Raw genomic sequence first — 26176 nt, 5'->3', positions numbered from 1 at the left:
GGTGCGAAATCCGTAGTACGGTATAAGATCCCCAATTCCCAATCCCAAAACTGTCAAGAGGTTGATTATTGTGACGGACACTAACTTAGAATTCCTTTCCAAAACCGATCCGCTAATTGCCGATTTAATCGGGCAAGAGCTGCAGCGGCAGCGAGACCACCTAGAACTCATCGCCAGCGAAAACTTTACCTCCGCAGCGGTAATGGCAGCTCAAGGCTCAGTGCTGACCAATAAATACGCCGAAGGACTGCCAGCGAAACGGTACTACGGCGGCTGCGAATTTATTGACGGAATCGAGCAAATCGCGATCGACCGCGCCAAACAGCTATTTGGAGCAGTTCACGCCAACGTCCAGCCCCACTCCGGCGCTCAAGCCAACTTTGCAGTGTTTTTGAGCCTGCTGGAACCCGGAGACGGAATTATGGGCATGGATTTGTCCCACGGCGGACACTTGACCCACGGTTCGCCGGTCAACGTATCCGGCAAATGGTTCAAAGCTTTTCACTACGGCGTCAGCCAAGAAACAGAACAGCTCGACTACGACGAAATTTTGGCACTGGCCAAACAAAACCGACCGAAATTGCTAATTTGCGGCTATTCAGCATATTCGCGAATTATCGACTTTGAGAAGTTTAGATCCATCGCCGACGAAATCGGAGCTTACCTGCTCGCCGACATCGCCCACATCGCCGGCTTAGTCGCCACAGGCCACCACCCCAGCCCGCTTCAACACTGTCATGCAGTCACCACCACCACTCACAAAACCCTGCGCGGCCCCCGCGGCGGCTTGATTTTGACCAATGACCCGGAACTAGGCAAAAAGTTCGACAAAGCAGTGTTTCCCGGCTCTCAGGGCGGTCCCTTAGAACACGTGATTGCGGGCAAAGCAGTAGCTTTCGGCGAAGCATTAAAACCCGAATTTAAAACTTATTCCGGTCAAGTAATTGAAAATGCGCGGGCTTTAGCTGCACAGTTGCAGCAGCGGGGTTTAAAACTCGTTTCCGGCGGCACGGACAATCACTTAATGCTAGTTGATTTGCGATCGGCAAACATGACAGGCAAGCGAGCCGACCAATTAGTTAGCGGTGTGAATATTACTGCTAATAAAAATACTGTGCCTTTCGATCCGGCATCGCCTTTTGTCACCAGCGGTTTGAGACTCGGTTCGCCCGCGATGACGACTAGGGGAATGGGAACAGCAGAATTTACCGAGATTGGCAATATTATTGCCGATCGACTGTTAAATCCAGATGATGAAAGCGTTGCCGCCAATTGTCTGCGGCGAGTAGGGGCACTTTGCGATCGCTTCCCCTTATATCCCCACTTGTACTTGAAAGTGCCGGCGTTAGCTTAATTTTCCTGATCGGCAATGGGGAATTGGTAGTTGGAAGTGTACGGGTAAAAGGGTAAAAGAGCCGGGAAAGATTGAGAGTTGCCATTCGCGATCGACCCTGTTTTAACGTGCATATATTTATCGAAGGGGCGGGTTTTACCAGATATTTATCGGTAGCGAAAGATATCGATAAACCCCCCCTTCGAGGGATACATCCACCCCGATCTATGCTTCGATCGAAAGATTGCCTGATGAGCGCCAAATATGGATCGACTAGCCCTTAATTGGAGAGTTATGAATTAAAAACCTCACAATTGGCGCCCTGGCAACTTCCACTCCAGCAAATCTCCGTCTCCCAAACCCCCAGTCGCTCTTAAAGATGTTTCCTTGTTACAAGCCATCTGAAATGTAGTAGACTCTGCCTGACAGCCTGATTGACCCGCACTATTTAAAATTGATTTCAGATGCCCCACCAGTATCTGTACCACGTACTAGCTTTTCTGGTTTCTGCGATCGTCGTCCTCTGGAGTACGCCAATAGTCAAAAAAATTGGTCTCAAAAGCGGGCGAGTCGATCGGCCAGGCGAGCGAAAAGTCCACCAGCGCCCGATGGTGCGCTTGGGAGGAGTGTCCATCTTTCTCGGCACTCTCACTGCCCTGTTATTTGTCTGGCTCTCAGGAGGCTTCCTTGATGCTAGCGGACAAGTTCTCAATACCAAAGAGGAATACGAAATTTGGGGAGTCACCCTCGGCGGCCTTGGATTCTTTCTTATCGGTTTAGCAGACGACCTATTTTCGCTGTCAGCCCTAAAACGTTTGCTCATGCAAATAGGCGTATCCAGCATAGCTTGGATGGCGGGCGTACAAATTGAGTTTCTCACAGTTCCCTCCCTCGGACTGACTGATATTGGCTGGCTGAGCTTGCCAATTACCGTGATTTGGCTCGTCGGTATGGCCAACGCCATCAACTGGATTGACGGTTTGGACGGTTTAGCTGCGGGAGTTTCAGGGATTGCAGCAGTTGTGATGCTGATTGTCAGTTTGTCGATGCACCAACCGGCGGCGGCCCTAATTGCAGCGGCTTTAGCTGGCGGGGCCTTGGGATTTCTGCGCTACAACTTCAATCCGGCTCAAATCTTTATGGGAGATGGCGGGGCTTATTTTATCGGGTTTACTCTCGCTGGAGTGGGAGTAATTGGATTAGTTAAAACTACGGCTGTTACTTCTGTGTTGCTGCCATATTTAATTTTAGCTGTACCGATTTTAGATATGTCGGCGGTGATTCTCGATCGACTCCGCAACGGCAAGTCACCGTTTATTGCTGACAAGCGCCACCTCCACCACCGACTTCTACAAGCCGGATTATCCCATCGATTTGCGGTTTTATTTATTTACTCGCTGACACTGTGGGTGGGAAGTTTAGCCCTAGCTTTTTCGGTTCCCAGCGGCGTAATTTACGCTATGGGTGCGACAAGTTTGCTGGGATACGCTAGCTGGAAAGTTTGGAGACACGCTCGATAGTCATTAGTCAGTAGTCAGTAGTCAGTAGTCAGTAGTCAGTAGTCAGTAGTCAGTAGTCATTTACTACCAATGCCCAATGCCCGATGCCCGATGCCCAATTCCCAATTCCCAATGCCCGATGCCCGATGCCCAATTCCCAATTCCCAATTCCCAATTCCCAATCCCCAATTCCCAAATCTAAAATCTAAAATCTAAAATCTAAAATCTAAAATCGAATAGAATGGTTGCTGAAATTATTTGTGTTGGCACTGAATTGCTGTTAGGCGATATTCTTAATAGCAATGCCCAGTTTTTAGCGAAAGAATTAGCGAGTCTGGGAATCCCTCACTACTATCAAACAGTGGTGGGGGACAATCCAGAACGTATCAAACAAGTGTTAGAAATTGCACTCAGCCGATCGCAGCTTTTGCTTTTCACCGGAGGCCTCGGCCCCACACCGGACGACCTCACAGTCGAAACCATCGCCGATTTTTTTGGGGTTCCCTTAATAGAAAAGCCGGAAATTATCGCAGATATCGAATACAAATTTGCCCAGCGGGGACGCACCATGAGTCCCAGCAACCGCAAACAAGCTTTGATTCCAGAAGGTGCGGACATTCTGCCAAACCGCAGCGGTTCTGCACCGGGCATTATTTGGCAGCCGGTTCCCAACGCGACAGTGATGACTTTTCCCGGAGTACCGGCGGAAATGCACTTGATGTGGCGAGAAACCGCCGTTCCTTACCTGAAAAATGGCGGCTGGTGCAGCGAAACTATTTGCAGCCGCACTTTGAAATTTTGGGGCATTGCTGAGTCGGCACTGGCCGAAAAAGTAGATAGTTTTCTGAATTTAACTAATCCTACTGTGGCTCCATACGCCAATCACGGCGAAGTCAAACTGCGGATTTCGGCTCGCGCGGAGTCGGAAGTGGTGGCGAAAAACTTGATTGAGCCGATCGAACAACAGTTGCGACAAATCGCTGGTTTAGACTGTTACGGTGCTGATACCGATACCCTCGCTTCCACTGTCGGCCACTTGTTACTCGATCGCTCTGAAACTCTTAGCGTGGCTGAATCCTGTACTGGAGGCGGATTGGGGGCAATGCTTACTGGTGTTTCCGGCAGTTCGAGCTACTTTTTAGGCGGGATTATTTCTTACGACAATCGGGTTAAGGAAGAATTATTAGCTGTTAATCCCCAAGATTTAGCAGAATTTGGGGCCGTCAGCCACCAAGTGGCAAAACAAATGGCTGCGGGAGTGCGGGCTAGCCTCAATACCAATTGGGGATTGAGCATTACAGGCATCGCCGGACCCGGAGGCGGCACGGATGCTAAACCTGTCGGACTGGTTTATCTCGGTTTAGCGGGTCCCCACGGCGATGCAGAAAGTTTTGAATATCGGTTTGGCGATGGGCGAGGCCGCGATTGGATTCGGCATCTGAGTAGCTGTACGGCGCTCGATCGGCTCCGCCGTAAATTATTGTTGGCAAAAGCGTAGAAAACATCCAGCGGTTTGTCAATTGTCAACAGTCAGCCGTAAGCTTAAGCTTTATTTAACATTCTGTGTTTCGAGATAGTTTCGCAATTTTCCAATTACCTCTTGATTATCTGTAAAGATTCGTTATGATAATAAAATAGGACTGATTGGCAAATATACTGACTCTCTCCATTGCTCAAAACCGTTGCTCCAAACAACCAGCAAGCGAGAAAGTAAGTTTGACCTTTGGTTTCAAAGTCGCGCTTGCTTATTTTCAGATATTTAGCCGTCGGTTTAGCAATCTAGACTATAAAAAAAGGAGCTATCCGTTCAATGGAAGACATTGAAAAGGTGCTGGAAGAAATTAAAGAATGGGTTCGCAAGCTGATAGAAGGACTGCTGAATCCAGAAGCTCAACCGGAACTAGAACCGATTCCTATTCCAGTCAACCAACCAAGGAATCGCCGGTAGTCGGGAGTGGATTTGAGGCTTGAAATTTGAGGTTTGAGGTTTGAGATTGGTTATAAATCCCAAGTCAAAACTCTCAAAAATTTTGTTGCGATGGAATTTTAAAAATTGTTAAATATCCTGGTACTTCACGGCCCTAATCTGAATCTATTGGGTCAGCGAGAACCTGGAGTTTATGGTTCTGCGACTTTAAATGATATTAACGAGTTGCTAGAACGAGAAGCGCAAGCCCTCCAGGTGAAAGTCTCAATTCAGCAGTCGAATCACGAAGGGGTTTTGGTGGATGCAATTCACTCGATGTTAGGGCAGCACCAAGGCTTGTTGATTAATGCTGGAGCTTATACTCATACGAGTGTGGCAATTAGAGACGCGATCGCCGCAGTGAATATCCCTGCGGTGGAAGTTCATCTGAGCAATATTTACCGCCGGGAAGCTTTTCGGCACCACTCGTTTATAGCAGCGGTGGCGATCGGACAAATCAGCGGTTTTGGCTCGGAAAGTTACCGGCTGGGGCTGCAAGCTCTAGTTAGTTATCTGATTAAAAATTAAAAATTCACCGATTTTTGCGATCGGATGAGGGCGGGTTTTAGATGGAAAACCAGCCCTTATATGTTTGGGTTGAACTCAAATTAATCACAAGAGTTAGGCAAAGAAGAAAACCAGGAAGAATTATAAATTACCAATTACTAACAACTTGAATTAAATTCAAATGCGGCATTCCCTGTTGAGCAAGTTTCAAGGAACCATACTGGGGGCAGTTTTAGGAGACTCGCTCGGCCTGCAATACCAGAGGCAACTCGTGGGTATTTCCCCCCAAACAGAAGACTTTCAGCCGATTTTACAACTGACGAAACACCAACTATTAACCCGGAGCGGGGCAACCTTGGCGTTGAATTCTCCCAACAGCAAAATCCCAACTGGCAAACACTCATCCGAATGCGGGATACTTGCGGTGGCGTGCGCTCAAAGTTTAATTCGGTGTAGCGGTTTAGATTTAAAAGATTGGCGCGATACTTGGGAAGCATTTGCCACTTCCGAAATCTATCATCCGCGCAGCAGGGAGTTTCAAATCCTGCTTAACCCTTGTGAAGCTGCCATTGCTGCGCTGCCTGCTGCGATGTTTTTTCACGAAAATAAAGCCAAGCTGCGAGAAAAAATCATGCTGGCGATAGAGGTTTGGCCCAACGCAAACAAGCCAGAATGGGAGACAGCAATTTTAGCAGTAGGATATGCGATCGCCCGATCGCTCAAACAAAGACTTGACCCCGCGACAGCGATCGAACAAACAATTTCTTACGTGAAAACAGATAATGCCTTAACAGAATTGCTGCTGCAAGTACAAATATTACTAGAACAGGGAGCCGATTTAGAAACAGCCACAACTCACCTGTGCAAAAGCGCCACAGCTTTGCGAGAAAAACAGGGCGAGGGCAATAAAAAATCACAAACAAAGTCAATTGTCAACCCTGAAAGTTTTATTCCCATTGCCCTAGCTTTCTACTGCTTCTTGAACACCCCAGAAGACTTGCGCTTGTCAGTGGTGCGGGCCGCTCGCTGCGGCATAGCCGGACAACTCACCTGCGCTTTGACGGGAGCTTTGTCTGGAGCCTACAACGGCGCTGCTGCGATTCCTGTAGAATGGCGACAGCTATCTTCGGCGGTTGAATCGCGACCGCTAGCCGAGGGCCCAGAACCCTCGGTCTGGCGAACGGGCAGCGATGCAAAAATTGTGGAGTTAGCAAATAACCTGTTTGCTGTTTGGGCAGGAGTTTACAACCCCGATGCCGGCCTGGATTCGGCAGCGCTGGCCCGAGCGGTGGCTGCACCTTATGTTATTAGACCTCGTAAAATATAAATTTTTGAGCTTTGAACAGGGAGGGGAAACCATAAATTAGCAATGAGAAATTAGCAATTAGCAATTAACAAGTCAAAAGCGAAAGCGGAAGGAGAGCGACAATTAAATATTAAAAACTAAAAAATTCACTCTGACGTGCTTCCCTCAAAAAACCCTGTTTCTACGAGAATATTGGGTTGGAAAACGAGGAATCTACGGAGAAACGGGGTTTTTAGCCGCAGCGCGCGAGTTCTGTTAAAAATGGACAGCGGAAGTCAGCAAACCCAAATGCAGGCGATAGTCAGACAAAGTAGCCTGGGGGGTTGAATATTCAGCCACGGTAGTTCGGATAAACTCAATCAAGATGCACAGTCAGAAATTCTGACAAAGCTGCTGGATAACAGTGATATACCTTCGACACAAATGAATACGCTCTCCTCATTGATGCGACAGATTGAGCAGCTAGGGGCTGCGCGCTCGCTGCGCCAACATATTGCTAAAGTGCAAAATGGCGGCAGCTCTTCAGATCCCGATCGCCCTTGTGAACCTCTCCTGAGCCGTTTGTCGGCCAAGAAATGGGTTCTACCCGAGACTTTTATTAGATTTAGAACTAAAACCTCCAAATCAAGCCTCAAAAATCAAGCTCGTTCCCCTGTATTGGCCATCGTCGCCGTAATTTCCCTCAGCAGCACTCTGGGCCACCGCTTCTACAACCAGCCGAAACTGGATGTGGGGACGAAAGCTCCTCAGACGATAAAGGCTCCTGCTAGTGCTAGCATCCCCGATTACAAAACTACTGAAGAACAGCGGAAAGCAGCGCGGAGCGGCGCTGTAGCGATATTAATGCTCGATCGTACGGTCGATCGACAAATCGATCGAGAATTGCAAGAATTTTTGCAGCAGGGAAGCGAGCTGCGGGGGGCGGTAGGCCCGTTTCCGTTTGCGAGTCCCTCGGCGCTCTCAAATGCGGCTCAGGTTTACTTGCGGGGCTGTCCTGAGTGGGAGTGGCGATCGATTTTGGCGCAAGCGCGGGACAACAGTGCAACTTCCGAGCAGTTGAGCTTGGATTCCCCCGCAAGTGCTGCACCGACGGATAACAAGTCTCAGCAGGATGCTATCGCTCAACTGCAAGCTTACAGCCGATCGGTTTCTTCATCAGAGTTCCAAAGCCTCACAGACAGTATAGACGAGGCTCGCCGGCGCTATCTCAATGCTGTGGAGGCGCTCCTTAAACCTTCGGTTTCTGGAGTCGGAGTGATTTACGATACTTCGCTGTTTGACTTAGAGGATGCAGCTTGGCAGAAAACCCAAACGGGTATGAGCCGGGCGGCAAAAATGATGCTGGCTCAAGGTATCCCCCAGGGGTTGCCGAAAGAGGTTTTGAAAGAAGCTGTGAAACTGCAAGTGGCGTCTGTAGTGCCGTTAGAGTCCCAAGCTTTGGCGGTTGAGGGTTTAAGTGCGATTTTGCAGCCAAATCTGGTGAGAGATCCCGAGGAAACCAAACAGCTAGCTGAATTGGCGGCGCAAAAGGTGAAACCGGTGACGATCGCAGTAGAGCAGGGCGACATAATTGTTGCAGAAGGAAAAGAAATCGCGCCGCAAGATTTCGTGTTGCTGGACTATTTTGGTTTGAGCCGGCGGGGGGTGAATTGGCTGGGGCTGACGGGTTTTGTTTGTTTAGTGGGCGGGGCAATTGCGATCGTACTGCTGGTGGAAAGGCACTACCGCTTGCGCCGGAGAGATCATTTGCTGTTGCTGCTGCTGACTTTGAGCGCGCCGGTGCTGGTGAGTTTGGGGCTGCCTTGGACGACTTTGCCCGCGATCGGGATTTTGGCCGGCGGCTTCTACGGTTCGGCGGTGGGAGTGACTGTGGTGGGGCTGCTGTCGGCGCTGCTGCCCGTTGGCTTGGATGTGGAGTTGATTCATTTGGTGGCTAGCGCGGCGGGGGGATTGCTGGGTGCTTTTATGGCCGGGCGGCTGCGATCGCGCGAGGAGTTGGCTCTTTTGGGCGTCGGTGTCGGCTTGACTCAGGGCATGGTGTATCTGGTGGGGACTCTGATCGCCAGCGCGGCTGCCGGTGCGATTTGGTATGTGGTTCTCGGTACGGTGGGCGCGCAAAGTTTGGCCGGTTTGGCTTGGAGCGTTGTGGCGATCGGCATCAGCCCTTATTTGGAACACGTTTTTGACTTGATCACCCCAATCCGGCTGGCGGAACTTGCCAATCCCAATCGCCCGCTGTTGAAGAAGTTGGCTGCCGAGGTTCCGGGAACTTTTCAGCACACCCTGTTTGTGGCTAGTTTGGCGGAGGCTGCGGCCCGGGAGCTCGGCTGCAATGTTGAGCTGGTCAGAGCTGGCACATTGTACCACGATATTGGAAAAATGCACGACCCGCTCGGATTTTGTGAAAATCAAATGGGCGGAGGCAACAAACACGATGTAATTAATGACCCTTGGGCGAGCGCCGATTTGATTAAAAAGCACGTTACCGAGGGGTTGGTGATGGCGCGGAAGCATCGATTGCCGAAGGCGATTCAGGCATTTATTCCCGAGCACCAAGGTACAATGTTAATTGCTTATTTCTACCACCAAGCGCAGCAAATTGCTGCAAAAGAACCAGAAGATTTAAAGATTGCTTTGGCAGATGCGGATAATTCAAAGTTAACAATCGAAAGTCGGGCAGTGAGGGAGGAGGATTTTCGCTACGACGGGCCGATTCCGCAGTCGCGGGAAACGGGAATTCTGATGTTGGCGGATTCTTGCGAGGCTGCTTTGCGATCGCTCAAGGATGCTACTCATGAAGAGGCTTTGAATATGGTTAATCGGATTTTGAGGGCTCGCTGGCAGGACAATCAATTGCTCGATTCGGGTTTGACTAGAGAGGATATGTCTCTAATTGCCGAGATTTTTGTGCGGGTTTGGGAACAGTTCAATCACAAGCGGATTGCTTATCCTAGTGCTGTTTTCACTCCCAGGTAGAGGGGTTTTAGATTTTAAAAGCGATTGCTTATATTTATTTGCGAGTGCGAGCGTCTCGCTCGCACTCAAATGATAACTGATTAACCGGACATGATATCAATTCCGGCTGCGCCGGAATGATATAGAGGACACGGCAGTGCCGTTTCTTGCGCGCCAGATAGATTGTAGGGACACGGCACTGCCGTGTCCTGATTTCGGGTAATATTAATTCCGATGCAACCGGAATTGATATGAGCTCAGTCCTGATTTTATTGCGATGTACCGCGCAATGCGCCATGCACTTGAGGATTGCCGCTGACAATCACCACAGTTTGCTTGATTCCTGCGATTAGCCACAGTCCGTCTGTTTGAATCAAGGAGTGAAAATAGTTTCCTGCTGTATCCAACCGATTCTGTCCCGATTCGCGAGTCGGGTCAAGTCGATAAATTTGATAGACAGACTTGCATTCGGCAGTATTATTATTAATAGTTACTTCGTGATTCGTGCTGACGTGCAGCGTTCGCAAACCCGCAAGGCCTTCGACGCGCTGTTTTATGTATTCTTCTGCGGTTACTCGTCGGGGAGTTTCACCCCTGAATTCCGAATAGTCGATATCTATTTCGTCGGCTAGGTACGATCCTCTTCGAGGGCTTCGCTAACGCACTTTTTGCCAGTCTTTGGCATCGAACGCATTTGCAAAACCGATGATAGTATCTATGACCGCAGCGCGGTCAACAATCCAGCGGATGTCTGGCAGTTCGTACACGGCAAATAAATTTTGTGAGTTTTGGGTCGAAAAGATGGAAATTTTTAACCGCAGATCGACGCGGATTAACGCAGATTTTTGAGGTCGATATTATCCCTTGACTCCGGCGGCTGTTTCGGTCGGCACAATGTATTTTTGCAACAGTAAAAACAGTCCTAAAACTGGAACAATAGAAATAATCGAACCCGCCGCAACTAAACGCCAATCTAAAGAAAATGTCCCGGCTAAATTGGCGACACCTAAAGGTAACGTGTAATATTCCGGCCTGTCTAAAACTAGCAGCGGCCACAGAAAATCGCTCCAAGAACCGATAAATACAAAAATTCCTAAAGTGACTAAAGCCGGCTTAATTGCCGGAATCATCACGTGCCACCAAATGCCTAATTCTGTGCAGCCGTCGATGCGGGCGGCTTCTTCTAGTTCTTTGGGAACTGCGAGGAATGCTTGCCGCAATAAAAATATGCCGAAAGCTGATGCTAATCCGGGAAAGATTACGCCTAAATAACTATTTTTTAATCCGAGCTGTACTGTCAATATGTACAGCGGAATCATCACGATTTGGAAGGGAATCATGATTGTGGAAACGATCGCAATTAAAATAGCTTCTCGGCCGCGAAAGTTGAGTCTGGCTAAGGGGTAAGCGGCGAGGGCGCAAAACAGGACGTTGATGCTAACTGTGAGGCCCGCAATCAAGGTGCTGTTGAACAGGTAGCGGCCGAATGGGTTGGTTTGCCAAACTTTGATGAAGTTTTCGAGGGTTGGCTGTTGCGGCCACAGTTGCGGGGGAAATTGAAAGATGTTTTCGCTGGGGGATTTGAGGGAGGTGCTGAGCAGCCACAGCAGGGGAAACAGCATTAAAAGTCCGATCGCACTCATCATCCCATATATCCACAGCGTGCTCCACCGCGAAGGACTGCGGTTTGAGGAATTTGGTTTTTTAGTTTTGAGATTGTTCATTATTGGGATATGATGATAAGTCCTTGCTTCGCGAGAAGCCTTGTTGTCCATAAGGGGATTATTGCCATGAAACCGTTTATTTACGAAACAATGTACATTCTGCGCCCTGATTTGGGTGAGGAAATGACAGACCAGGCGATCGCCAAATATCAAACAATTTTGCGCGAGCAAGGTGCTGAAAATATCGAAACTCAGCACCGCGGCAAGCGCCGTTTGGCTTACGAAATCGGCAAGCACCGCGACGGAGTATACGTTCAAATGAACTATACAGCTCCCGGCGCTGCAATTTTTCCGATGGAGCGCGCGATGCGTCTGAGCGAAGAAGTGATTCGCTATTTGACGATCAAGCAAGATGTGCCAGATGCACCGGAAGCGGAAGCAGAAGCGGAAGCCGAAGCGGCCTAAAACGAGAGGAAACGGCAGTGCCGTTTCTTGCGCGCCAGATTAATTGTAGGGAAACGGCACTGCCGTGTCCTGATTTACTGCCGTGTCCTGATTTCGGGTTATCTCAATTCCGGCTGGGCCGGAATGACAAGCGAGGAAACGGCAGTGCCGTTTCTTGCGCGCCAGATTAATTGTAGGGAAACGGCACTGCCGTGTCCCGATCTCGGGTAATATCAATTCCGATGCTACCGGAATTGATATTACGAGCCGAAAAAACCTTAATCTGAGTTCAAAAATTCCAAATAATTATTAGTCAATTCTTTGACTGCTAATTCGTGAAATTGCTGGCCGTGTTCGGGAGTTGCTAAAGCTGGATTTGAACCCATTCTCCCATCGGGAAATCGGCGCCGGAAGTCAGCAGCACTGTAAATTTTGTACCCGGAAGCAACTTCCTCCGAAAGCGGTGCTTGCTTGATGGCTTCTGGATAAAGGTACTGGGTTAAGGCGATTTCGCTGGGGGTGGCGTGGGAACCTTCTTGGTTTCCGTACAATTCTTTGGCGAGTTTGTAGACTGAACCGCACATGAACCAGTTGCCGATTTGACACTGGATTCGATCGCAATTCGGTAGATTTAAGTCCGACAAATGCGCGTAAGTCTCGGAAAATGCTGCTTTCATCGTGGCAATGTTGCCGCCGTGACCGTTGATGAAGAAATATTTCACAAATCCTGCTTTTGCTAAAGATGTGATATAATCTCTGATTACGAGTATTAGCGTCGGCGGTCGGAGGCTGATGCTGCCGGGAAAGCTGGTATGGTGCAAGGCCATGCCTACATTAATTGTCGGGCCGACTAAGGCATTAGCTGCTTCGCCGACACTGCGGGCGATCGCCTCAGCAGCAATAGCGTCAGTCCCGATCAAGCCGGTGGGCCCGTGCTGTTCGGTGGAGCCGATCGGGATAATTATGCCTCGGGAGCTCTCTAGATAAGCTTCTACCTCCGGCCAGGTACTCAAATGCAGCAACATTATAGGCAGTTTACAGAATTTTTACTTGCTATCGTCGATCGTAGCCGGCAGGCGAAGAAAAAGGAGTTTGGGCAAACTTATTATTGTATTGTTAAACAAAGCTCTACAGTGCGATCGCAACTTTACAGTTATATTACTTAACGTTAATAATTTAACCACTTGATTACCAAAACTTTACCTTCTGATAACCTTTTAAGAGTAACATAACAAACATCTCCCTAGAGATTGGGTGTTACCTGGTCAATTAAGAGCGGGCAATGTTTTATGAAATTAACACCAACCCCTAAAAATGACCGGGCTTCTGACGCCTGGACTCGGGCAGACAGCGCTGCTCCGGCAACTGCTCTACGGCTGTATTTTTTGCACGAGCAAGTAGAAACAGTCGAGCGCGTATCTGTTGGATGGACTGGCGAAGGATTATAAGCGATCCTCTTCGAAGGCTTCGCTAACGAACTTTCTGGCGATCGTCGTAAAAACGCTCGCAGCGCGAGAGTGCCTCAGCTACTGAAGAAGACACTCCCGCGCTAGCCACATACAAACATAACTCCCACTGATATTTATGTCTTCTGCTGAATTAAGCGAAAGTCCTTCAAGGCCGGCTGTTGTACAAGCCGGCCGCATCTTGTTATTGGAAGGTGAAGACCTGTTGCGGGAAATGCTAGCTTTAGCCCTTAAAGAACAGGGCTATGAGGTGGTGGTTACTAGCGACGGGCGCAACGCTCTGCCTTCTGTGCAGGCTTCCTCGTCATACCACGGTGAATTTGCCTTTAACCTGTTAATTATGGATTCAATCAACGGTTTGGATCTGTGTCGAATGTTACGGCATCAAGGAAATCCCGTACCTATTTTGATTGTCGGTGCTAGAGGAAGTGCCAACAATTGCGCTTTTTATCTAGAAGCCGGATCGGATGATTATCTGACCAAGCCTTTTGGAATGCGAGAGTTTATCGCTCGCTGTCGGGCGCTGATGCGGCGCCAGCGCCTCGGTCAGTTACCGCAACCGGTGATGCTGCAATATAAGAGCATAACTCTGTATCCTGAAGAGTGCCGCGTGTTAGTTCGTGGCATAGAAGTGAAATTTTCTCCTAAACAGTTTCGCTTACTAGAACTATTTATGAGCAATCCCCGGCGAGTTTGGTCTCGCGATCAGTTGCTGGAAAAAATTTGGGGTCAAGATTTTATTGGAGACAGCAAAACAGTTGACGTTCACATCCGCTGGCTGCGCGAAAAGTTGGAAATCGATCCGGGCCAACCGGAATATATCATTACGGTACGTGGGTTCGGCTATCGATTTGGTTAAATTTTTAGATTAGTTGTAGGGTTGCAAGTTGCAGTCGAATTGACGTAGGGACACAACAATGTTGTGTCCTTATTTGTATGTGTAGGGCTGGCTGAATAAAATCAGAAAGCAGGCCAGATAAAGATTTTAATCTTTTTTTGACCGAGCAAGTGCAAATTATAACATAAGCGAGGCTCAAAACCCTTGCACTTTCGCGGGAAGTCGCTGGGTAAATTTGAGAAATAAGCGACGAACCTACGATTTTTATAGCTGTGTGGCGCGAGCTTATTCGCTCAGCAGACTTTTTCAGCAAGCCCTATGTACGGTGGCATCGCCCACCTGAAGATTAGCTCCAGCGGCTTGTGTTAAAAAAAGGTTAGGGCTCAGGCGAAGGATTGTATCAAGGAGTTGGATCGAAACCTGCTTTCAGCATAAGTGCCTCCTGCCTCCTGGCTTCAGCATAAGTGCCTTTAGGATACGTGCCGTTTGATGAATCGGGCGCTACTGAGTCATTAAATCATGGTTGATTTATGACTGTCAAGCAGTGAATGGAACGCGCAAAGATATGACAATCGAGGATTCTCATTATGAACAGAACTAAATCTGCTGGTAGCTTCGCTGCCAAAACTTCTCGCTCCTGCACCCTGCGAACAGTTCTGATAGTTCCCTTCGTCTTGCAAATTTTCGCGGCGGTGGGACTGGTAGGATATCTCTCATTTAAAAACGGACAAAAGGCAGTCAATGAAATTGCCGATCGACTGATGGCAGAAGTAGGCAGCCGCGTCGAACAAAATCTGGGTACTTACCTGACTGTACCCCATCAGGTAAACCAGATCAATGCTGCGGCGATCGAACTCGGTACCCTGAACCTGCAAGATTTACTTGTTTTACAGCGTCATTTTTGGCGGCAGCTTCAGATATTTGACACGCTCACTTTTACGGGTTTAGGTTTAGAACAAAGAGACAACTTGGGGGCAGAAAGGCTCGACAACGGCTCGCTGACTTTGAGGGTATCGACAGCAGCAAGTAACTATGATTTTCGCACCTATACTACCAATAAATCCGGCGAAATCGGCGCATTATTAAACAACAAAACTAATTTCGACCCGCGGACTCGCCCGTGGTACAAAGCTGCGGTAGCTGCTGGCAAACCCACCTGGAGCGAGATTTATCCCAATACGGCCGGCATTACTGCTTATCTCGGCGCATCTATGCCTTTCTACGACCGACAAGGAAAATTGCAAGGCGTGCTGCTAACTAATATTAATTTATCCACCATTGGCAAGTTTTTGCAAAGCTTGAAAATCGGCAAAACTGGACAAGTTTTTATTATCGAGCGTTCGGGACTGTTAGTCGCAACTTCGACAGGAGAAAGACCGTTTCACGCCGTAAAAAAAGACTACGGAGCCGAACGAGTTAAAGCAATTGACAGTAAAAATACTTTCACCAAAACCACGGCTCAATATTTAGCCGCCAATTTTAAGGACTTCCAATCTCTGAAAACTTCGCAGTCACTAGAATTTGATGTTGAGGGTAAAAAACAATTTTTACAAGTTCTGCCTTGGCAAGATGATAAAGGATTGGATTGGTTGATTGTAGTGGTTGTTCCCGAAGCAGATTTCATGGCACAAATTAATGCCAACAATCGGGCGACAATTTTGCTGTGCGCTGCTGCTTCGATCGCGGCAATAATTGTCGGTGTTGTCACGGCGAGGTGGGTGACAAAACCGATTTTATTTTTGAATGATGCTGCGAAAAATATTGCTAAAGGTGAATGGGGGAAAAGTGTAACGGTTAACCGCGATGATGAAGTCGGGGAACTTGCGAATTCATTTAATAGTATGGCGGCGCAACTGCAAGTATCCTTCACAGAAATGCAAGCTTTAAATGCCGAATTGTCTGAGAGTGAAAGCCGGCTAAACCAAATTTTAGAAGCGGTTCCGGTCGGGATATTTGTCGCCGATTCTAGCGGCAAACCTTACTATGTTAATTCTCGCGCCCAGGATTTATTAGGTAAAGGTATAGTCGCTAATACTTCTGAGGAAATTCGCGAGACTTATCGAATTTATCTGGCAGGTAGCAACGAAATTTATCCCGCCGAAAAAGATCCAATTATCAATGCTTTTAAAGGGGCTAGCGTTAACGTTGACGATATGGAAATTCGCCAGCCTGACAGGATTATTCCGATCGAGGTTTGGGGAACGCCTATCTATGATGACAAAGGAAATGTGAGTTATGCGATCGCAGCTTTTGCGGACATCACTCAACGCAAACAAGCCGAAAAATTGGTAGCGGAATACAACCGCACTCTCGAATTCCAAGTCGCCGAAAGAACCCAAGAACTCAAAACAGCATTAGAAAACCTGCAAACCACTCAGGAAGAGCTGATTCAATCGGAAAAAATGGCAGCTTTAGGTCAATTAGTAGCCGGAGTTGCTCACGAATTGAATACTCCGCTGGGTGCGATCCGATCGAGTGCTGGAAATATGACTAAATTTTTGGGCCAAACTCTCACCAACTTACCCTCACTTTTTCAGTCGCTTTCCCCGGCAGAATCGGAAAAATTCGGCGAATTGCTGTATCGCTCGCTACAAAAAGATATGACTTTAACAGCGAAAGAAGAAAGGAAGTTAAAGCGGGCTTTAATTAGTCAACTCGAAGGCGAAGACATTGACGAAGCGGATGATATCGCCGACACCTTGGTGGATATGGGGATTTACGAGGCCGACGACTTTCTATCTATGCTGCAAAACGTCGATCGCGATCGCATCTTAGAAATGGCTTACAAACTCTCAGAAATCCAGCGAGGAACCCAAACAATTAATACCGCAGCAGATCGCGCTTCTAAAGTCGTCTTTGCCCTGAAAACTTATGCCCGTTACGACTCATCAGAAACGATGGTTCAATCTAATATAACTGAAGGCATAGAAACCGTACTCACCCTGTATCAAAATAACCTCAGACACGGCGTAGAAGTGATCCGCAATTTCCAAAAAATACCCCCCGTGATGTGCTATGTAGACCAACTGAATCAGGTATGGACAAATCTAATTCACAACGCCCTGCAAGCGATGGACAATAAAGGCACATTAACTCTAGATATCGTTCAGGAAGGCAACTATATCAAAGTCGGCGTTACGGATAGCGGCAAAGGAATTCCTCCAGAAGTCATGCCCAAAATATTCGCTCCCTTCTTCACAACTAAACCCCCCGGAGAAGGCAGCGGTCTGGGCCTCGATATAGTCAGAAAGATAGTTGACAAACATCACGGCAAAATAGAAGTTGAATCGGTTCCCGGCCAAACTACCTTTACGGTTGTTCTGCCTGTCAATCTCCCCTAAACAATTAGTTAATCCAGCAAAAATGTCTAAACCAATCATCCTGTGTGTTGACGACGAAAAAGTAGTTTTGAAAAGCCTCAAAACCCAACTAAAATCAGCCTTTGGGAATGCTTATGCTTATGAGCTAGCAGAAAACCCCGCCGAGGCTTTAGAGTTAATTGATGAATTAAATTACGGCGAAGTTTCTATTATCTTGATTGTATCGGATTGGTTAATGCCAGGAATGAAAGGAGATGAATTTCTGATTCGCGTTCATCAAAAATTCCCGAACATAGTAAAGATTATGCTGACAGGTCAAGCCGATGAAGAGGCCGTGAACAGGGCTTTTGACCAAGCCAACCTCCATCGGTGTTTGCAGAAACCTTGGTCGGAATCAGAGCTGATCGAAACCATTAAAACGGCCTTATCGCTATGACCAAATAAGTCATTATTTGCGTTGACGATGAAAAAACTATTTTGAAAAGTCTTAAAAGTGAATTAAAAGAGGTTTTAGGCAATACTTATCGGATTGAAATTGCCGAAGGAGGTAAAGATGCCATAGAGTTAATTGCTGAATTGCTCAAAAACGGTATGAAATCCCTTTAATTATCTCGGATACTGTTTGCTGATTGCGTGCGAAAGAATCCCCTGGATCGGGTGGCACAAAATTATCTGCAACGCTGTCAGGAACTCCAGGTAATATTGCCCAAAAGTCGCTCGGACTTTATTTAATACATTGCGGGACAAAGAAGCGATGAATCACAATCTGGAATAAGAACAATAATTATTTTATTTAGTCCCTAATATTCACTCAAAATCCGGTTTCTTTAGTCTCTATGTGAGAAACGCGCTTTATCGGAACAATCTTGGTTTTAGTAACAATAAATACACAGATTCACCGGGTTTATGAGCGTCGATTGTCCGGCATCCGAAAGAATAGAACAGTCTCATAGGATTTTAGATTTTAAATTTTATATTTTAGATTTTGTATGGGTTGGGAGCTTGCCTAGAGTTGCATTTTTTTTAGTCATTTCTGTTGAGTTGAAGCCGAGGTTGTCTTGGCAAATGATACGAACCATAACTCAAAACTCCCCTGTCCACTCCCAACAATTAAGTTTCCAGCAATCTCCTGCAACCGCAACAGCCGCCACCATATCTGAACTGGGAATTAATTCAATTAAAGACCATCTCGATGCTTCTTCGGGGTTTTCTTCAACATTTAACAGCGCTGCTGGTTCTCCTGGTGCGAGGGTGACATTAAACCCATTTAAAGGAATAGAAAGTCCTTTGCCAACTGCCTTGATATAGGCTTCTTTGCGAGTCCAGCAGGTGAAAAAAGCTGTGGGTTGGAGATGATCCGGGAGCGAACGCAGCACAGAGCTTTCTAAGGGTGAAAAAAACTTTTCAGCAATCTCCAGATAAGGAAAATTTGGATTGATGCCTTCAAGATCGACACCAATCTCTCGATTTTTGGTAATAGCAATTAGAGCCATGTTTCGAGAGTGAGACAAATTGAAACGCAGGGTATTTCCACCTTGGGCGGCGATGAGAGAGGGTTTGCCGTAAGGATTGTAGTCAAAGCGCAAAATGTGAGAATTTATGTTAAGATAGCGACTCAGAATCGCTCTCAGGACGCCGCGACTCACAATAAATTGCGATCGACCTTTGGGAAACCGAAAACCCTCGGCTTTTGTCCGCTCATCCGCAGAGAGAGTCTGTTGTAAACTCTGCAAGCAAGATTCTGTTTGAGCCAGAGAGACACGCCAAACATGAATTTCGGCCAGATCCAAGGTCAGGTTTTGCGGTGGAGAATTCCACGGAGGAACGACAGCAATCATATATTTACCCGGCCTTATCCAAAGCTTCCACGTACCAAATTACCGATCTTCTTCTCGATCTTCTTTCTCTTCCTTCGCGTCCTTCGCGGTTCGTTAAATAAATCCCAATTCCAACGGTCAATCGATTTTAGATTTTAGATTTTAGATTTTAGATTTTAGAACTGATAAATCCCCGGGCCCGGGACCAAATTGCTTGATTGTCAATAAATCCAAGTCTGCACAACCTTGCCCGCTAATTGCTGTCCCAACCAAGGCGTATTTGCCGATCGCGACTTCAGACTTTGCCCATCAACAGTCCAACTCATTTGCGGGTCGAACAAAATCAGCTCAGCAGAGACACCCGGTGCAACCGTGGCGGGGATTTGTCCGAGACAAACCGCCGGCCGCGTACTCAAAACTCGCCACAGTTCCAAAGCCGAAAATTCGCCAGTTTCTACAAGTCCGTGCCACAGCAAAGGCAAAGCTAATTCCAAGCCGATCGCCCCGGGCGGACTATCAGCAAAAGCAACGGTTTTCTCCTCATAAGTATGCGGGTTGTGGTCGATCGCGATCGCATCAATTACGCCATCTTTCACAGCTTGAATCAGCGCTAATTGGTCGCTGAGATTGCCCAAGGGCGGTTCTAAACGCAAATTCGGATCGTAAGGAAACAAAGCAGTCAGAGCATTTTTCCCGCCGGAATCTTTAGAGTTTCCTGAAATTGCCCCAACATTCAACAGCAAGTGCATCCAAGTCACACTCGCAGTCACCGGCAAACCCCGCGCCTTCGCATCTCGAATCAATTCCACGCTGCGGGCACAAGAAACGCGCATAATGTGCACCGGAGTGCCCGCAGATGCCACCAACTCCAGAATTGCCGCCAAAGCCGAAGTTTCCGCACTCGCCGGAATTCCCGGTAAACCCAAGCGCACCGACACCGCACCCTCCCTCGCCGCGCCATTTCCTGCCAAAGTTCGATCGCACGGCCACAAAGCCACAGACTTGCCCAAAGGCTTGATATACTCCAGCAAACGCCTCACCAGAGCCGGATTAGACAGCGGCAAACCGTCCGCAAAACCCACCACCGCAGAGGAGGCCAGCTCGCCCAACTCCGCCATCTGCTGCCCTTTAAGGCCCGCTGTCAGGGCGCCCCAAAAATACAAGCGGGGCAGCCCGGGCGACAAATTGCGGATATGTTGCTGCAACAAAGCTAGACCGGCCAAATTGTCAACAGGCGGCGACGTATCCGGCAAAATCGCCACCCGCGTAAAACCCCCAGCCGCCGCAGCCTGCATCAAGGATTCCAGGGTTTCTCGATCCTCAAAACCCGGTTCTCCGCTGTGACTGTAGATATCAGTTAACCCCGGCCCCAAAATCAGTCCCCGGCAATCCCGCACTTCCGTGTCAGCGGGAAACTCAGCAATTTTTTCTTCAACTGCTTTGATATCACCTTCAGCAATCAGAATATCAGCGATGCGATCGCTCCCTGAAACTGGATCTAGCACTCGTACATTTTGTAGCAGTTCGCGGCTCATATAACAGAAGGAAGAAGGAAGAATGAAGAATGAAGAATGAAGAATGAAGAATGAAGAAGCAATCCACCGCATTAGTTTCAGGAGTTAAGAACTTCCTAAGCGTCGGGCGCGGTTGCTATAAAAATTCAAACATTTTTCAGGCGGGTACTCGTAGCGGTTGGCAGTGGTGTTAACTTAAACCTAAAAGCTTTGATAAATTTCGCTTTGACACGAGTCTCGATCCCCCTAAATCCCCCTTAAAAAGGGGGACTTTGAGAAGGGTTCTTTTCCCCCCTTCTTAAGGGGGGCTAGCGGGGCTCGAAGGCCTAATCGTCAAACAGCAGACCGGTAATACGTCTACGGGTTCGCGCCGAGCAATTTACTAATTACAGTGCTCCGGCGGCTGTTTGGTCAAAAACGCCGCCGCTCAAATGAGTTGTCACATTCATCGCCTGCAATACCGGCAAACCATCGGGGCCGTGGGGATAATCTATGACGCTAACGGCTCCGTTTCCTTGTTTGAACTTCCAGAAATGTTCGGGTTCTAAATTGAACAGGTGGCAGAGAATAGCTTTGTTGATGGCATCGTGAGCAACGACAATCCCAGTACCGGAAACTGATTGTACTATTTCTCGCCAAGATGCGATCGCCCGAGTCCAAACGTGCTGCAAATTCTCTCCTTCGGGCATTTGCACCGTTTCAGGAGATGTTTTCCATTCTTCCAGCAAACCCGGATAGGATTGTTCTATTTCTGATTCAAACTTTCCTTCCCAAAGTCCGTGGCTGATTTCCCTCAACTCATCGCGCAGTTCCAGTTGCAAACCGCCGTGATATTTGAGAATTATTTCCGCAGTTTCTTTCGGGCGCAGCATCGAACTGCTGATTGCAAAATCTAATTTTACGTCCTTGAGAAATTCTGCCGCCCGCCGGGATTGTTCGCGGCCGTTATCGTTGAGAGGCACGTCTATTTGCCCTTGAAATTTACCTGCTTTATTCCAGTCGGTTTCGCCGTGACGCACCAGCAACAAGCGCGGCCCCCGGTGTCCGTCCCTCGGTTTTGGGAAAATTTCTCCGGTATGGGCTGTTAAATTTAGCGATTCTAATTGAACTGCAATTTTCTGTTTCGGCTCTGTTTGCTCGTCGGTGGTAATCGGGGAAGTGCCAAAGTTAATGACGCTAATTCCGCAATTTGACTGTTGAATTGATTGATAGTAATCCGGGGTAATTTCCGACGCGGTGGCGATGAGAGCGCGGTTGATTCCGTTGTGACCTACTACTAGAATTGTACCGTCCCGGTGGCGCGATAAAAGTTCTTGCCAAAAATGACGGGCGTTAGCAAAAATTGCCAATACAGGGAAGTGTTCGATGTCTCCGTCAGCAGATGGCAGTTTCATGGAAAATTTGTCTGGCTGTCTTTGCCACTGCTGATATGCTTCGGGGAATTTGTCGATCGCATCTTGGCGCAGCATTCCTTCCCACAGAGGCAAATCGATTTCCATCAAATTATCAGTTGGCTGGAGTTGTGGCGGATTTGTCAAGCGCGACAGGATGATTTCCGCTGTTTCTTTGGCTCGTTGCAGGGGACTGGTATAGGCGGCATCAAAGGCGATACTGCTGAGTGTGTCGCCTACTTGCAGGGCGGCGCTGCGGCCTGCTTCTGTCAAAATTGATTTATCGAGGCGGCCTTGGATGCGGCGCTCTTGATTGTAGGTGCTTTTGCCGTGACGGACTAAGATAATGCGAGTCATTCGATTTTAGATTTTTAGATTTTAGATTTTAGATTTAGCCTGCTACCCCGCTGCGGGTGCGCAGTGCGCACCTTACCCATACATGGCGGGTCAAGGATTTGTGGCGTAAGTCTTGTTGAGGCGAGTCAAAAAGATGAGCCAGTGAAATTTTACCAGTTGTCGGGATACTCTCGTCTGCAACGACCTATGATTAAAGACGGAAAAGATTTAGCCACAGATTCGCGCGGGACGGAAAAGCAGGAATGACATTGAAGCGGGTGATTTTAGGTATTTTAACGGCGATCGCGATCGCCCTGGTCGGTTTATCTTTACTTGCTAGTTGGAACCAGCCACAAATTCAAAGCCGGCTGGAACTCTACCAGACAAACTTGCTGCTGCACGCCTCGGAGTGGCAAGGAGAAAATAATCAAAGTGCTAATTTAAGTTCGGCACGCAACAATATTGTCGGTGCAGATCCTTTAAATACGGCTTTGACGCAGTATCAAGCAGCGCGAGACTCGACTCGCAAAACTCTCGAAACAACTCAATCACAATTTAAAGCAATTCAGTCGGCCGTCGCCTCCAAGTCTGAAGATGATAATCTGAAACTTGCTCAAGAAAAGGCTTTGTCAGAGTCGGCAAATCAACAGTCAGTGCTGCTAAACGAACTTGACTTGCGCTTAGGAATTTTGCAGGCAAGCAGCGGTAAAACTGAGGCGGCGCTCCAAACTTGGAAAAATTTAGTTGAGCGTTACAAAACTAAAATTGATGACGATGCTTCGGCGGTAACTGCTCAAGTTTTAACTGGAATTTGGAGCAATCCGGCTCAATTGCTGCCGGATGCCGAGCCGCGCATTCAAAAGTCTTTGGATGGCTGGTTTCGCTATCGCGCTCTCGCTCAACTTTACAAGCTGCAAGAACGTTCTAAAGAACTGGCGGCGCTTCAAGCAGCAGAGCAAGCAACGGCTGAGCAAGCTGTAGAAAAGTTGGCACTTATTGTTGGCGTTCCGGCGATATCACTGTGTATTGGCACGGTTTTGCTGGTTGGTTTGACTGTGCAGTGGCTGTTGCAGCGGAAGCAGTTAGATACAGCAGGTTCCGGGCCGCTGTTGGCGCGAAATGCGAGCTTGACTTGGGATGTGCCTTGGGACGGTGAGATTGTTTGGCAGGTGCTTGTGGTCGGCTTTTTCTTTGTCGGGCAAATCTTGATTCCCTATTTGTTGCTGCCAGTTTCTCTGGCTGTTTTAAAACTCAATCCTGCTACTTTTGACCCGCGCGACAAGGCTTTTTATATCTTTGCTACTTATTTGTTGCTGTCGGCTGGGGGGCTTTCGGTACTGTATTTTTCGGTCAAGTCGTTTTTGCCTTTGCCTGAAGGTTGGTTTCGGATTAATTGGCGGGGAAATTGGTTTTTGTGGGGGTTTGGCGGCTATTTTGTTGCTTTGCCTTTGGTAGTTTTGGTGTCGCTGATCAATCAGCAATTGTGGCAGGGACAAGGTGGCAGCAATCCGATTTTGCCGATCGTTCTCGAAGGTAGGGACAACGTGGCTTTGGCGGTGTTTTTCGGCACTGCTGCGATCGCCGCTCCGGTTTTTGAGGAAATCGTGTTTCGGGGCTTTCTGCTGCCTTCTCTGACTCGCTATTTGCCTGTTTCCGGGGCGATCGCAGCTTCGGCTTTTTTGTTTGCGGTGGCTCACTTGAGTGTTTCTGAGATTCTGCCTTTGGCGACTTTGGGTTCGGTTTTGGGGTTTGTGTACACGCGATCGCGCAATCTCCTCGCTCCCATGCTTCTCCACAGTCTTTGGAACAGCGGTACTCTCCTGAGTCTGTTTCTTTTGGGCGGCGCGAGTTAATTCGGGCGGTTGTTAATAATTGTGAATTAATCTTGCTTTTTTCACAAGTTTGAGCAGTGGCGAGTTCTTACCCGAAATCAGGACACGGCAGTGCCGTTTCCCTACAATAGATCGCGGTAGGGAAACGGCACTGCCGTGTCCTTTATATCATTCCGCCGCACCTGATATGAAATTCACTCGCAAATCTTGAAGTTAAACGGAAAAACTTGTTTTAACATAGAAGTAATACCTTGTCCGGTTTTTGTGGATGGTCGCCCCAATGAGCAATTTGAACAGCCGCAAGTTAGAGGGAACGTCGAGTTGGATGCGTTTCGCACCCTACGCAGCCTTAGGCCTTTTAATATTTTCTCTCAATTCAGGCAGCGAACTCAATTATTTCTTGAGAGGCTACTTGGTCATTCTACAGGCTCAAGTCGGTATAGTTCTGCTGTATTTTGCGATGTCTAAGTTTCGCAAAAACCCCAATAAATGAGTAAAAATTAGTAAGATTACTTAGCTCGATCGTTAAAGGTCGATCGTTAAAGGTCGATCGCGGAAGTTCAAATAAAAAAACTGGGGAAAGTAAAAATGGTAAAAGATAAAACCGTAGCAGTTGTGTTAGCTTTCTTTGTAGGAGGTTTCGGAGTTCACAAATTTTATTTGGGCAACAACTTAGCAGGGGTATTATACTTGCTATTTTCTTGGACATTAATTCCGTCACTGATCGCATTTTTCGATTTTATCGGTCTGCTGCTGATGTCGGAACAAGCTTTTCAGGTACAGTACAATGGCGGAATGTTGCCGTCTGGCTATGTCCTCAGAGCGGCAAAAGATGTAACTGGGGCGATCGCAGAATTGAAAGGACTTTACGATATGGGCGCAATTACGGCCGAAGAATATGAAGAAAAACGCCAAAAACTCCTGCGAGAATTGTAATTGCGAAGGAAGTTCGGCCACTGATTTTGTAACGGATTTAACGGATGTAACGGGTGCAAGGAAGAAGGAAGAAGAAAAGCCACTATGAAAAGGGTGGGATTTAAACAAGAGTAAAATAAAAGTCGAGCGAGGATAGAACTAAAGTGTCTCAAGATTTATACTGGCTGCGTCAAACTCCAAACTGGGTGTGGTATTCTTTTATTCCCTACTTCGGCGGATTGGCGATCGCCTATGCAGGCCAAAAGTCAAATATTCGCAGTTGGATGGGATGGGGTGTTGGCCTTACTTTAGCAGCACTAGCACTATCTTCTTCTGCTAATTTTGGCACGCTTGTTTGGATAGCTCAAATTGTCACTGCTTTTAGTTTGAAAAAGCGCTATCTCATCAAAACCGCACCCAGAGGTTTACTGGTTCCTGCAACTGCGACAAATGCCGAAGAACTGGCTTCCCTGCGCGGCAAAATAGATATTAACGAGTGTACCAAAGACGATATCGTCAGAATCTTGGGTTTGCCGATAGTCTATGCTAACGATATTGAATCTTTGCAAAACGAAGGCTACATTTTTACCCACGCCGAAGAGTTGTCAGAAATAGCCGGAGTTCCCGAAAGTCACGTCAGACGCATCGCCCCGATGATTTGCTTCAGCTACAATTATCAAAAAGAATCGCAGTTTACTTGGAAACGGTTAAACATTCTTTCGCCGGAAGAGTTGATCGAAAGCGGTTTAGATCGGGTTGTTGCCGAAAAAATAGTTATAGAAAGGCAGAGAAAAGGCGCATACAAATCAGTCGTTGATGTCAAGCGGCGGACGGGACTGCCTTTTGATTCATACCGCCATATTTGTTAATTGGGAGTTATTAAGTAAGAAAGAGAGCAAAAAAAACAATAATATGCGAGGAGGGCTTTGTAGGGGCGGGTTTTACAAACAATAATTGCCTAAAACTAATAGTCTCGTAAACCCGCCCCCGCCCAACTACAGCACTTCCGGATGTTATGAGGTACAATAGAATTGACTAAAAATAATATACCAATGAAAGCATACTCAGTAGAT

The 26176-nt window shown here is 47.7% G+C and carries 24 protein-coding genes; 17 read left to right on the top strand and 7 right to left on the bottom strand.

Features of this window, described 5'->3' with window-relative positions; genetic code table 11:
* Nucleotides 1-70 precede the first annotated feature (70 nt).
* Entirely contained in the window at nucleotides 71-1354 is a 1284-nt protein-coding gene (glyA, locus tag QUA02_RS23355; protein ID WP_333031153.1) for a serine hydroxymethyltransferase, read from the top strand.
* Nucleotides 1355-1797: 443 nt separating this feature from the next.
* The gene (locus QUA02_RS23350) at nucleotides 1798-2853 is read left to right on the top strand and encodes a glycosyltransferase family 4 protein (protein ID WP_333031151.1); all 1056 of its coding nucleotides are present in this window, start codon (nucleotides 1798-1800) and stop codon (nucleotides 2851-2853) included.
* Between the two features lie 49 nt (nucleotides 2854-2902).
* Here the strand turns inward: QUA02_RS23350 and QUA02_RS23345 are convergent, their stop codons facing one another.
* Nucleotides 2903-3028 (bottom strand): hypothetical protein, encoded by a 126-nt coding sequence (locus QUA02_RS23345; RefSeq protein WP_333031149.1) that lies wholly within the window; start codon nucleotides 3026-3028, stop codon nucleotides 2903-2905.
* 45 nt (nucleotides 3029-3073) lie between these two features.
* Between QUA02_RS23345 and QUA02_RS23340 the strand changes: the two genes are divergently transcribed.
* The 5 genes from QUA02_RS23340 to QUA02_RS23320 all read left to right on the top strand — a co-directional run bounded on the left by QUA02_RS23340 (nucleotide 3074) and on the right by QUA02_RS23320 (nucleotide 9587).
* Nucleotides 3074-4330 carry a competence/damage-inducible protein A gene (locus QUA02_RS23340; protein WP_333031147.1) on the top strand — a complete coding sequence of 419 codons (1257 nt, stop codon included), beginning with the start codon at nucleotides 3074-3076 and terminating at the stop codon, nucleotides 4328-4330.
* A 312-nt stretch (nucleotides 4331-4642) separates the two neighbouring features.
* The gene (locus QUA02_RS23335; RefSeq protein WP_333031144.1) at nucleotides 4643-4780 is read left to right on the top strand and encodes a hypothetical protein; all 138 of its coding nucleotides are present in this window, start codon (nucleotides 4643-4645) and stop codon (nucleotides 4778-4780) included.
* Nucleotides 4781-4885: 105 nt separating this feature from the next.
* Nucleotides 4886-5326 carry a type II 3-dehydroquinate dehydratase gene (aroQ, locus tag QUA02_RS23330; protein WP_333031143.1) on the top strand — a complete coding sequence of 147 codons (441 nt, stop codon included), beginning with the start codon at nucleotides 4886-4888 and terminating at the stop codon, nucleotides 5324-5326.
* A 160-nt stretch (nucleotides 5327-5486) separates the two neighbouring features.
* The gene (locus QUA02_RS23325) at nucleotides 5487-6632 is read left to right on the top strand and encodes an ADP-ribosylglycohydrolase family protein (protein ID WP_333031142.1); all 1146 of its coding nucleotides are present in this window, start codon (nucleotides 5487-5489) and stop codon (nucleotides 6630-6632) included.
* A 402-nt stretch (nucleotides 6633-7034) separates the two neighbouring features.
* Nucleotides 7035-9587: an HD family phosphohydrolase gene (locus QUA02_RS23320; RefSeq protein WP_333031139.1), complete on the top strand. Its 2553-nt coding sequence runs from the start codon at nucleotides 7035-7037 to the stop codon at nucleotides 9585-9587.
* Between the two features lie 248 nt (nucleotides 9588-9835).
* On the opposite strand, the gene QUA02_RS23315 is transcribed toward QUA02_RS23320, so the two are convergent.
* On the bottom strand, nucleotides 9836-10186 hold the full coding sequence (locus QUA02_RS23315) for a nuclear transport factor 2 family protein (RefSeq protein ID WP_333031216.1): 351 nt from the start codon (nucleotides 10184-10186) through the stop codon (nucleotides 9836-9838).
* A gap of 237 nt (nucleotides 10187-10423) precedes the next feature.
* Nucleotides 10424-11290 (bottom strand): carbohydrate ABC transporter permease, encoded by an 867-nt coding sequence (locus QUA02_RS23310; protein ID WP_333031137.1) that lies wholly within the window; start codon nucleotides 11288-11290, stop codon nucleotides 10424-10426.
* Nucleotides 11291-11356: 66 nt separating this feature from the next.
* On the opposite strand from QUA02_RS23310, the gene rpsF reads away from it, so the two are divergent.
* Nucleotides 11357-11695, top strand: coding sequence for a 30S ribosomal protein S6 (rpsF, locus tag QUA02_RS23305; protein ID WP_333031133.1), 339 nt, complete (start codon nucleotides 11357-11359; stop codon nucleotides 11693-11695).
* Nucleotides 11696-11952: 257 nt separating this feature from the next.
* Here the strand turns inward: rpsF and QUA02_RS23300 are convergent, their stop codons facing one another.
* Nucleotides 11953-12699, bottom strand: coding sequence for a creatininase family protein (locus QUA02_RS23300; protein ID WP_333031130.1), 747 nt, complete (start codon nucleotides 12697-12699; stop codon nucleotides 11953-11955).
* Nucleotides 12700-12963: 264 nt separating this feature from the next.
* On the opposite strand from QUA02_RS23300, the gene QUA02_RS23295 reads away from it, so the two are divergent.
* From QUA02_RS23295 to QUA02_RS23275, 5 genes are all read left to right on the top strand, one after another.
* Complete coding sequence (locus QUA02_RS23295) at nucleotides 12964-13122, top strand: hypothetical protein (RefSeq protein ID WP_333031127.1); 159 nt, start codon at nucleotides 12964-12966, stop codon at nucleotides 13120-13122.
* Between the two features lie 136 nt (nucleotides 13123-13258).
* The gene (locus QUA02_RS23290; protein WP_333031125.1) at nucleotides 13259-13999 is read left to right on the top strand and encodes a winged helix-turn-helix domain-containing protein; all 741 of its coding nucleotides are present in this window, start codon (nucleotides 13259-13261) and stop codon (nucleotides 13997-13999) included.
* A gap of 566 nt (nucleotides 14000-14565) precedes the next feature.
* A complete protein-coding gene (locus tag QUA02_RS23285; protein ID WP_333031122.1) occupies nucleotides 14566-17319 on the top strand; it encodes an ATP-binding protein in 2754 nt (917 codons plus the stop codon).
* A gap of 22 nt (nucleotides 17320-17341) precedes the next feature.
* Nucleotides 17342-17734 (top strand): response regulator, encoded by a 393-nt coding sequence (locus QUA02_RS23280; protein ID WP_333031119.1) that lies wholly within the window; start codon nucleotides 17342-17344, stop codon nucleotides 17732-17734.
* Between the two features lie 41 nt (nucleotides 17735-17775).
* Nucleotides 17776-17904, top strand: coding sequence for a hypothetical protein (locus QUA02_RS23275; RefSeq protein WP_333031117.1), 129 nt, complete (start codon nucleotides 17776-17778; stop codon nucleotides 17902-17904).
* 476 nt (nucleotides 17905-18380) lie between these two features.
* Here QUA02_RS23275 and QUA02_RS23270 read toward each other — a convergent pair whose 3' ends face one another.
* From QUA02_RS23270 to QUA02_RS23260, 3 genes are all read right to left on the bottom strand, one after another.
* The gene (locus QUA02_RS23270; RefSeq protein WP_333031116.1) at nucleotides 18381-19136 is read right to left on the bottom strand and encodes a 4'-phosphopantetheinyl transferase family protein; all 756 of its coding nucleotides are present in this window, start codon (nucleotides 19134-19136) and stop codon (nucleotides 18381-18383) included.
* Nucleotides 19137-19336: 200 nt separating this feature from the next.
* Nucleotides 19337-20650, bottom strand: a complete 1314-nt coding sequence (locus tag QUA02_RS23265; RefSeq protein ID WP_333031215.1) for a dihydroorotase — start codon at nucleotides 20648-20650, stop codon at nucleotides 19337-19339.
* 365 nt (nucleotides 20651-21015) lie between these two features.
* On the bottom strand, nucleotides 21016-22377 hold the full coding sequence (locus tag QUA02_RS23260; RefSeq protein ID WP_333031114.1) for a histidine phosphatase family protein: 1362 nt from the start codon (nucleotides 22375-22377) through the stop codon (nucleotides 21016-21018).
* A gap of 242 nt (nucleotides 22378-22619) precedes the next feature.
* On the opposite strand from QUA02_RS23260, the gene QUA02_RS23255 reads away from it, so the two are divergent.
* The 4 genes from QUA02_RS23255 (at nucleotide 22620) to QUA02_RS23240 (ending at nucleotide 25972) form a co-directional block, all read left to right on the top strand.
* Nucleotides 22620-24209: a CPBP family intramembrane glutamic endopeptidase gene (locus tag QUA02_RS23255; RefSeq protein WP_333031112.1), complete on the top strand. Its 1590-nt coding sequence runs from the start codon at nucleotides 22620-22622 to the stop codon at nucleotides 24207-24209.
* A 259-nt stretch (nucleotides 24210-24468) separates the two neighbouring features.
* Nucleotides 24469-24681: a hypothetical protein gene (locus QUA02_RS23250; protein WP_333031110.1), complete on the top strand. Its 213-nt coding sequence runs from the start codon at nucleotides 24469-24471 to the stop codon at nucleotides 24679-24681.
* A 95-nt stretch (nucleotides 24682-24776) separates the two neighbouring features.
* Nucleotides 24777-25124: an NINE protein gene (locus QUA02_RS23245; RefSeq protein ID WP_333031108.1), complete on the top strand. Its 348-nt coding sequence runs from the start codon at nucleotides 24777-24779 to the stop codon at nucleotides 25122-25124.
* A gap of 143 nt (nucleotides 25125-25267) precedes the next feature.
* Nucleotides 25268-25972, top strand: coding sequence for a helix-hairpin-helix domain-containing protein (locus QUA02_RS23240; RefSeq protein WP_333031106.1), 705 nt, complete (start codon nucleotides 25268-25270; stop codon nucleotides 25970-25972).
* The last annotated feature ends 204 nt before the right edge of the window (nucleotides 25973-26176 follow it).

This window comes from Microcoleus pseudofavosus SVA1_A4, from assembly GCF_036700565.1.
In the GTDB taxonomy this organism is placed as follows: Bacteria; Cyanobacteriota; Cyanobacteriia; order Cyanobacteriales; family Microcoleaceae; genus Microcoleus.
The sequence above is the reverse complement of the archived record's forward strand: the minus strand, read 5'-3'. Positions and strand labels throughout refer to the sequence as shown.

What these genes read in the sequence shown, in the direction of transcription:
- QUA02_RS23310 (WP_333031137.1), bottom strand. Translation starts at nt 11,290, where the DNA reads ATGAACAATCTCAAAACTAAAAAACCAAATTCCTCAAACCGCAGTCCT.
- QUA02_RS23260 (WP_333031114.1), bottom strand. Translation starts at nt 22,377, where the DNA reads ATGACTCGCATTATCTTAGTCCGTCACGGCAAAAGCACCTACAATCAA.
- QUA02_RS23265 (WP_333031215.1), bottom strand. Translation starts at nt 20,650, where the DNA reads ATGAGCCGCGAACTGCTACAAAATGTACGAGTGCTAGATCCAGTTTCA.
- QUA02_RS23255 (WP_333031112.1), top strand. Translation starts at nt 22,620, where the DNA reads ATGACATTGAAGCGGGTGATTTTAGGTATTTTAACGGCGATCGCGATC.
- QUA02_RS23300 (WP_333031130.1), bottom strand. Translation starts at nt 12,699, where the DNA reads ATGTTGCTGCATTTGAGTACCTGGCCGGAGGTAGAAGCTTATCTAGAG.
- QUA02_RS23295 (WP_333031127.1), top strand. Translation starts at nt 12,964, where the DNA reads ATGAAATTAACACCAACCCCTAAAAATGACCGGGCTTCTGACGCCTGG.
- QUA02_RS23350 (WP_333031151.1), top strand. Translation starts at nt 1,798, where the DNA reads ATGCCCCACCAGTATCTGTACCACGTACTAGCTTTTCTGGTTTCTGCG.
- QUA02_RS23245 (WP_333031108.1), top strand. Translation starts at nt 24,777, where the DNA reads ATGGTAAAAGATAAAACCGTAGCAGTTGTGTTAGCTTTCTTTGTAGGA.
- QUA02_RS23285 (WP_333031122.1), top strand. Translation starts at nt 14,566, where the DNA reads ATGAACAGAACTAAATCTGCTGGTAGCTTCGCTGCCAAAACTTCTCGC.
- QUA02_RS23270 (WP_333031116.1), bottom strand. Translation starts at nt 19,136, where the DNA reads ATGATTGCTGTCGTTCCTCCGTGGAATTCTCCACCGCAAAACCTGACC.
- QUA02_RS23335 (WP_333031144.1), top strand. Translation starts at nt 4,643, where the DNA reads ATGGAAGACATTGAAAAGGTGCTGGAAGAAATTAAAGAATGGGTTCGC.
- QUA02_RS23320 (WP_333031139.1), top strand. Translation starts at nt 7,035, where the DNA reads ATGAATACGCTCTCCTCATTGATGCGACAGATTGAGCAGCTAGGGGCT.
- rpsF (WP_333031133.1), top strand. Translation starts at nt 11,357, where the DNA reads ATGAAACCGTTTATTTACGAAACAATGTACATTCTGCGCCCTGATTTG.
- QUA02_RS23250 (WP_333031110.1), top strand. Translation starts at nt 24,469, where the DNA reads ATGAGCAATTTGAACAGCCGCAAGTTAGAGGGAACGTCGAGTTGGATG.
- QUA02_RS23340 (WP_333031147.1), top strand. Translation starts at nt 3,074, where the DNA reads ATGGTTGCTGAAATTATTTGTGTTGGCACTGAATTGCTGTTAGGCGAT.
- QUA02_RS23325 (WP_333031142.1), top strand. Translation starts at nt 5,487, where the DNA reads ATGCGGCATTCCCTGTTGAGCAAGTTTCAAGGAACCATACTGGGGGCA.
- QUA02_RS23280 (WP_333031119.1), top strand. Translation starts at nt 17,342, where the DNA reads ATGTCTAAACCAATCATCCTGTGTGTTGACGACGAAAAAGTAGTTTTG.
- QUA02_RS23290 (WP_333031125.1), top strand. Translation starts at nt 13,259, where the DNA reads ATGTCTTCTGCTGAATTAAGCGAAAGTCCTTCAAGGCCGGCTGTTGTA.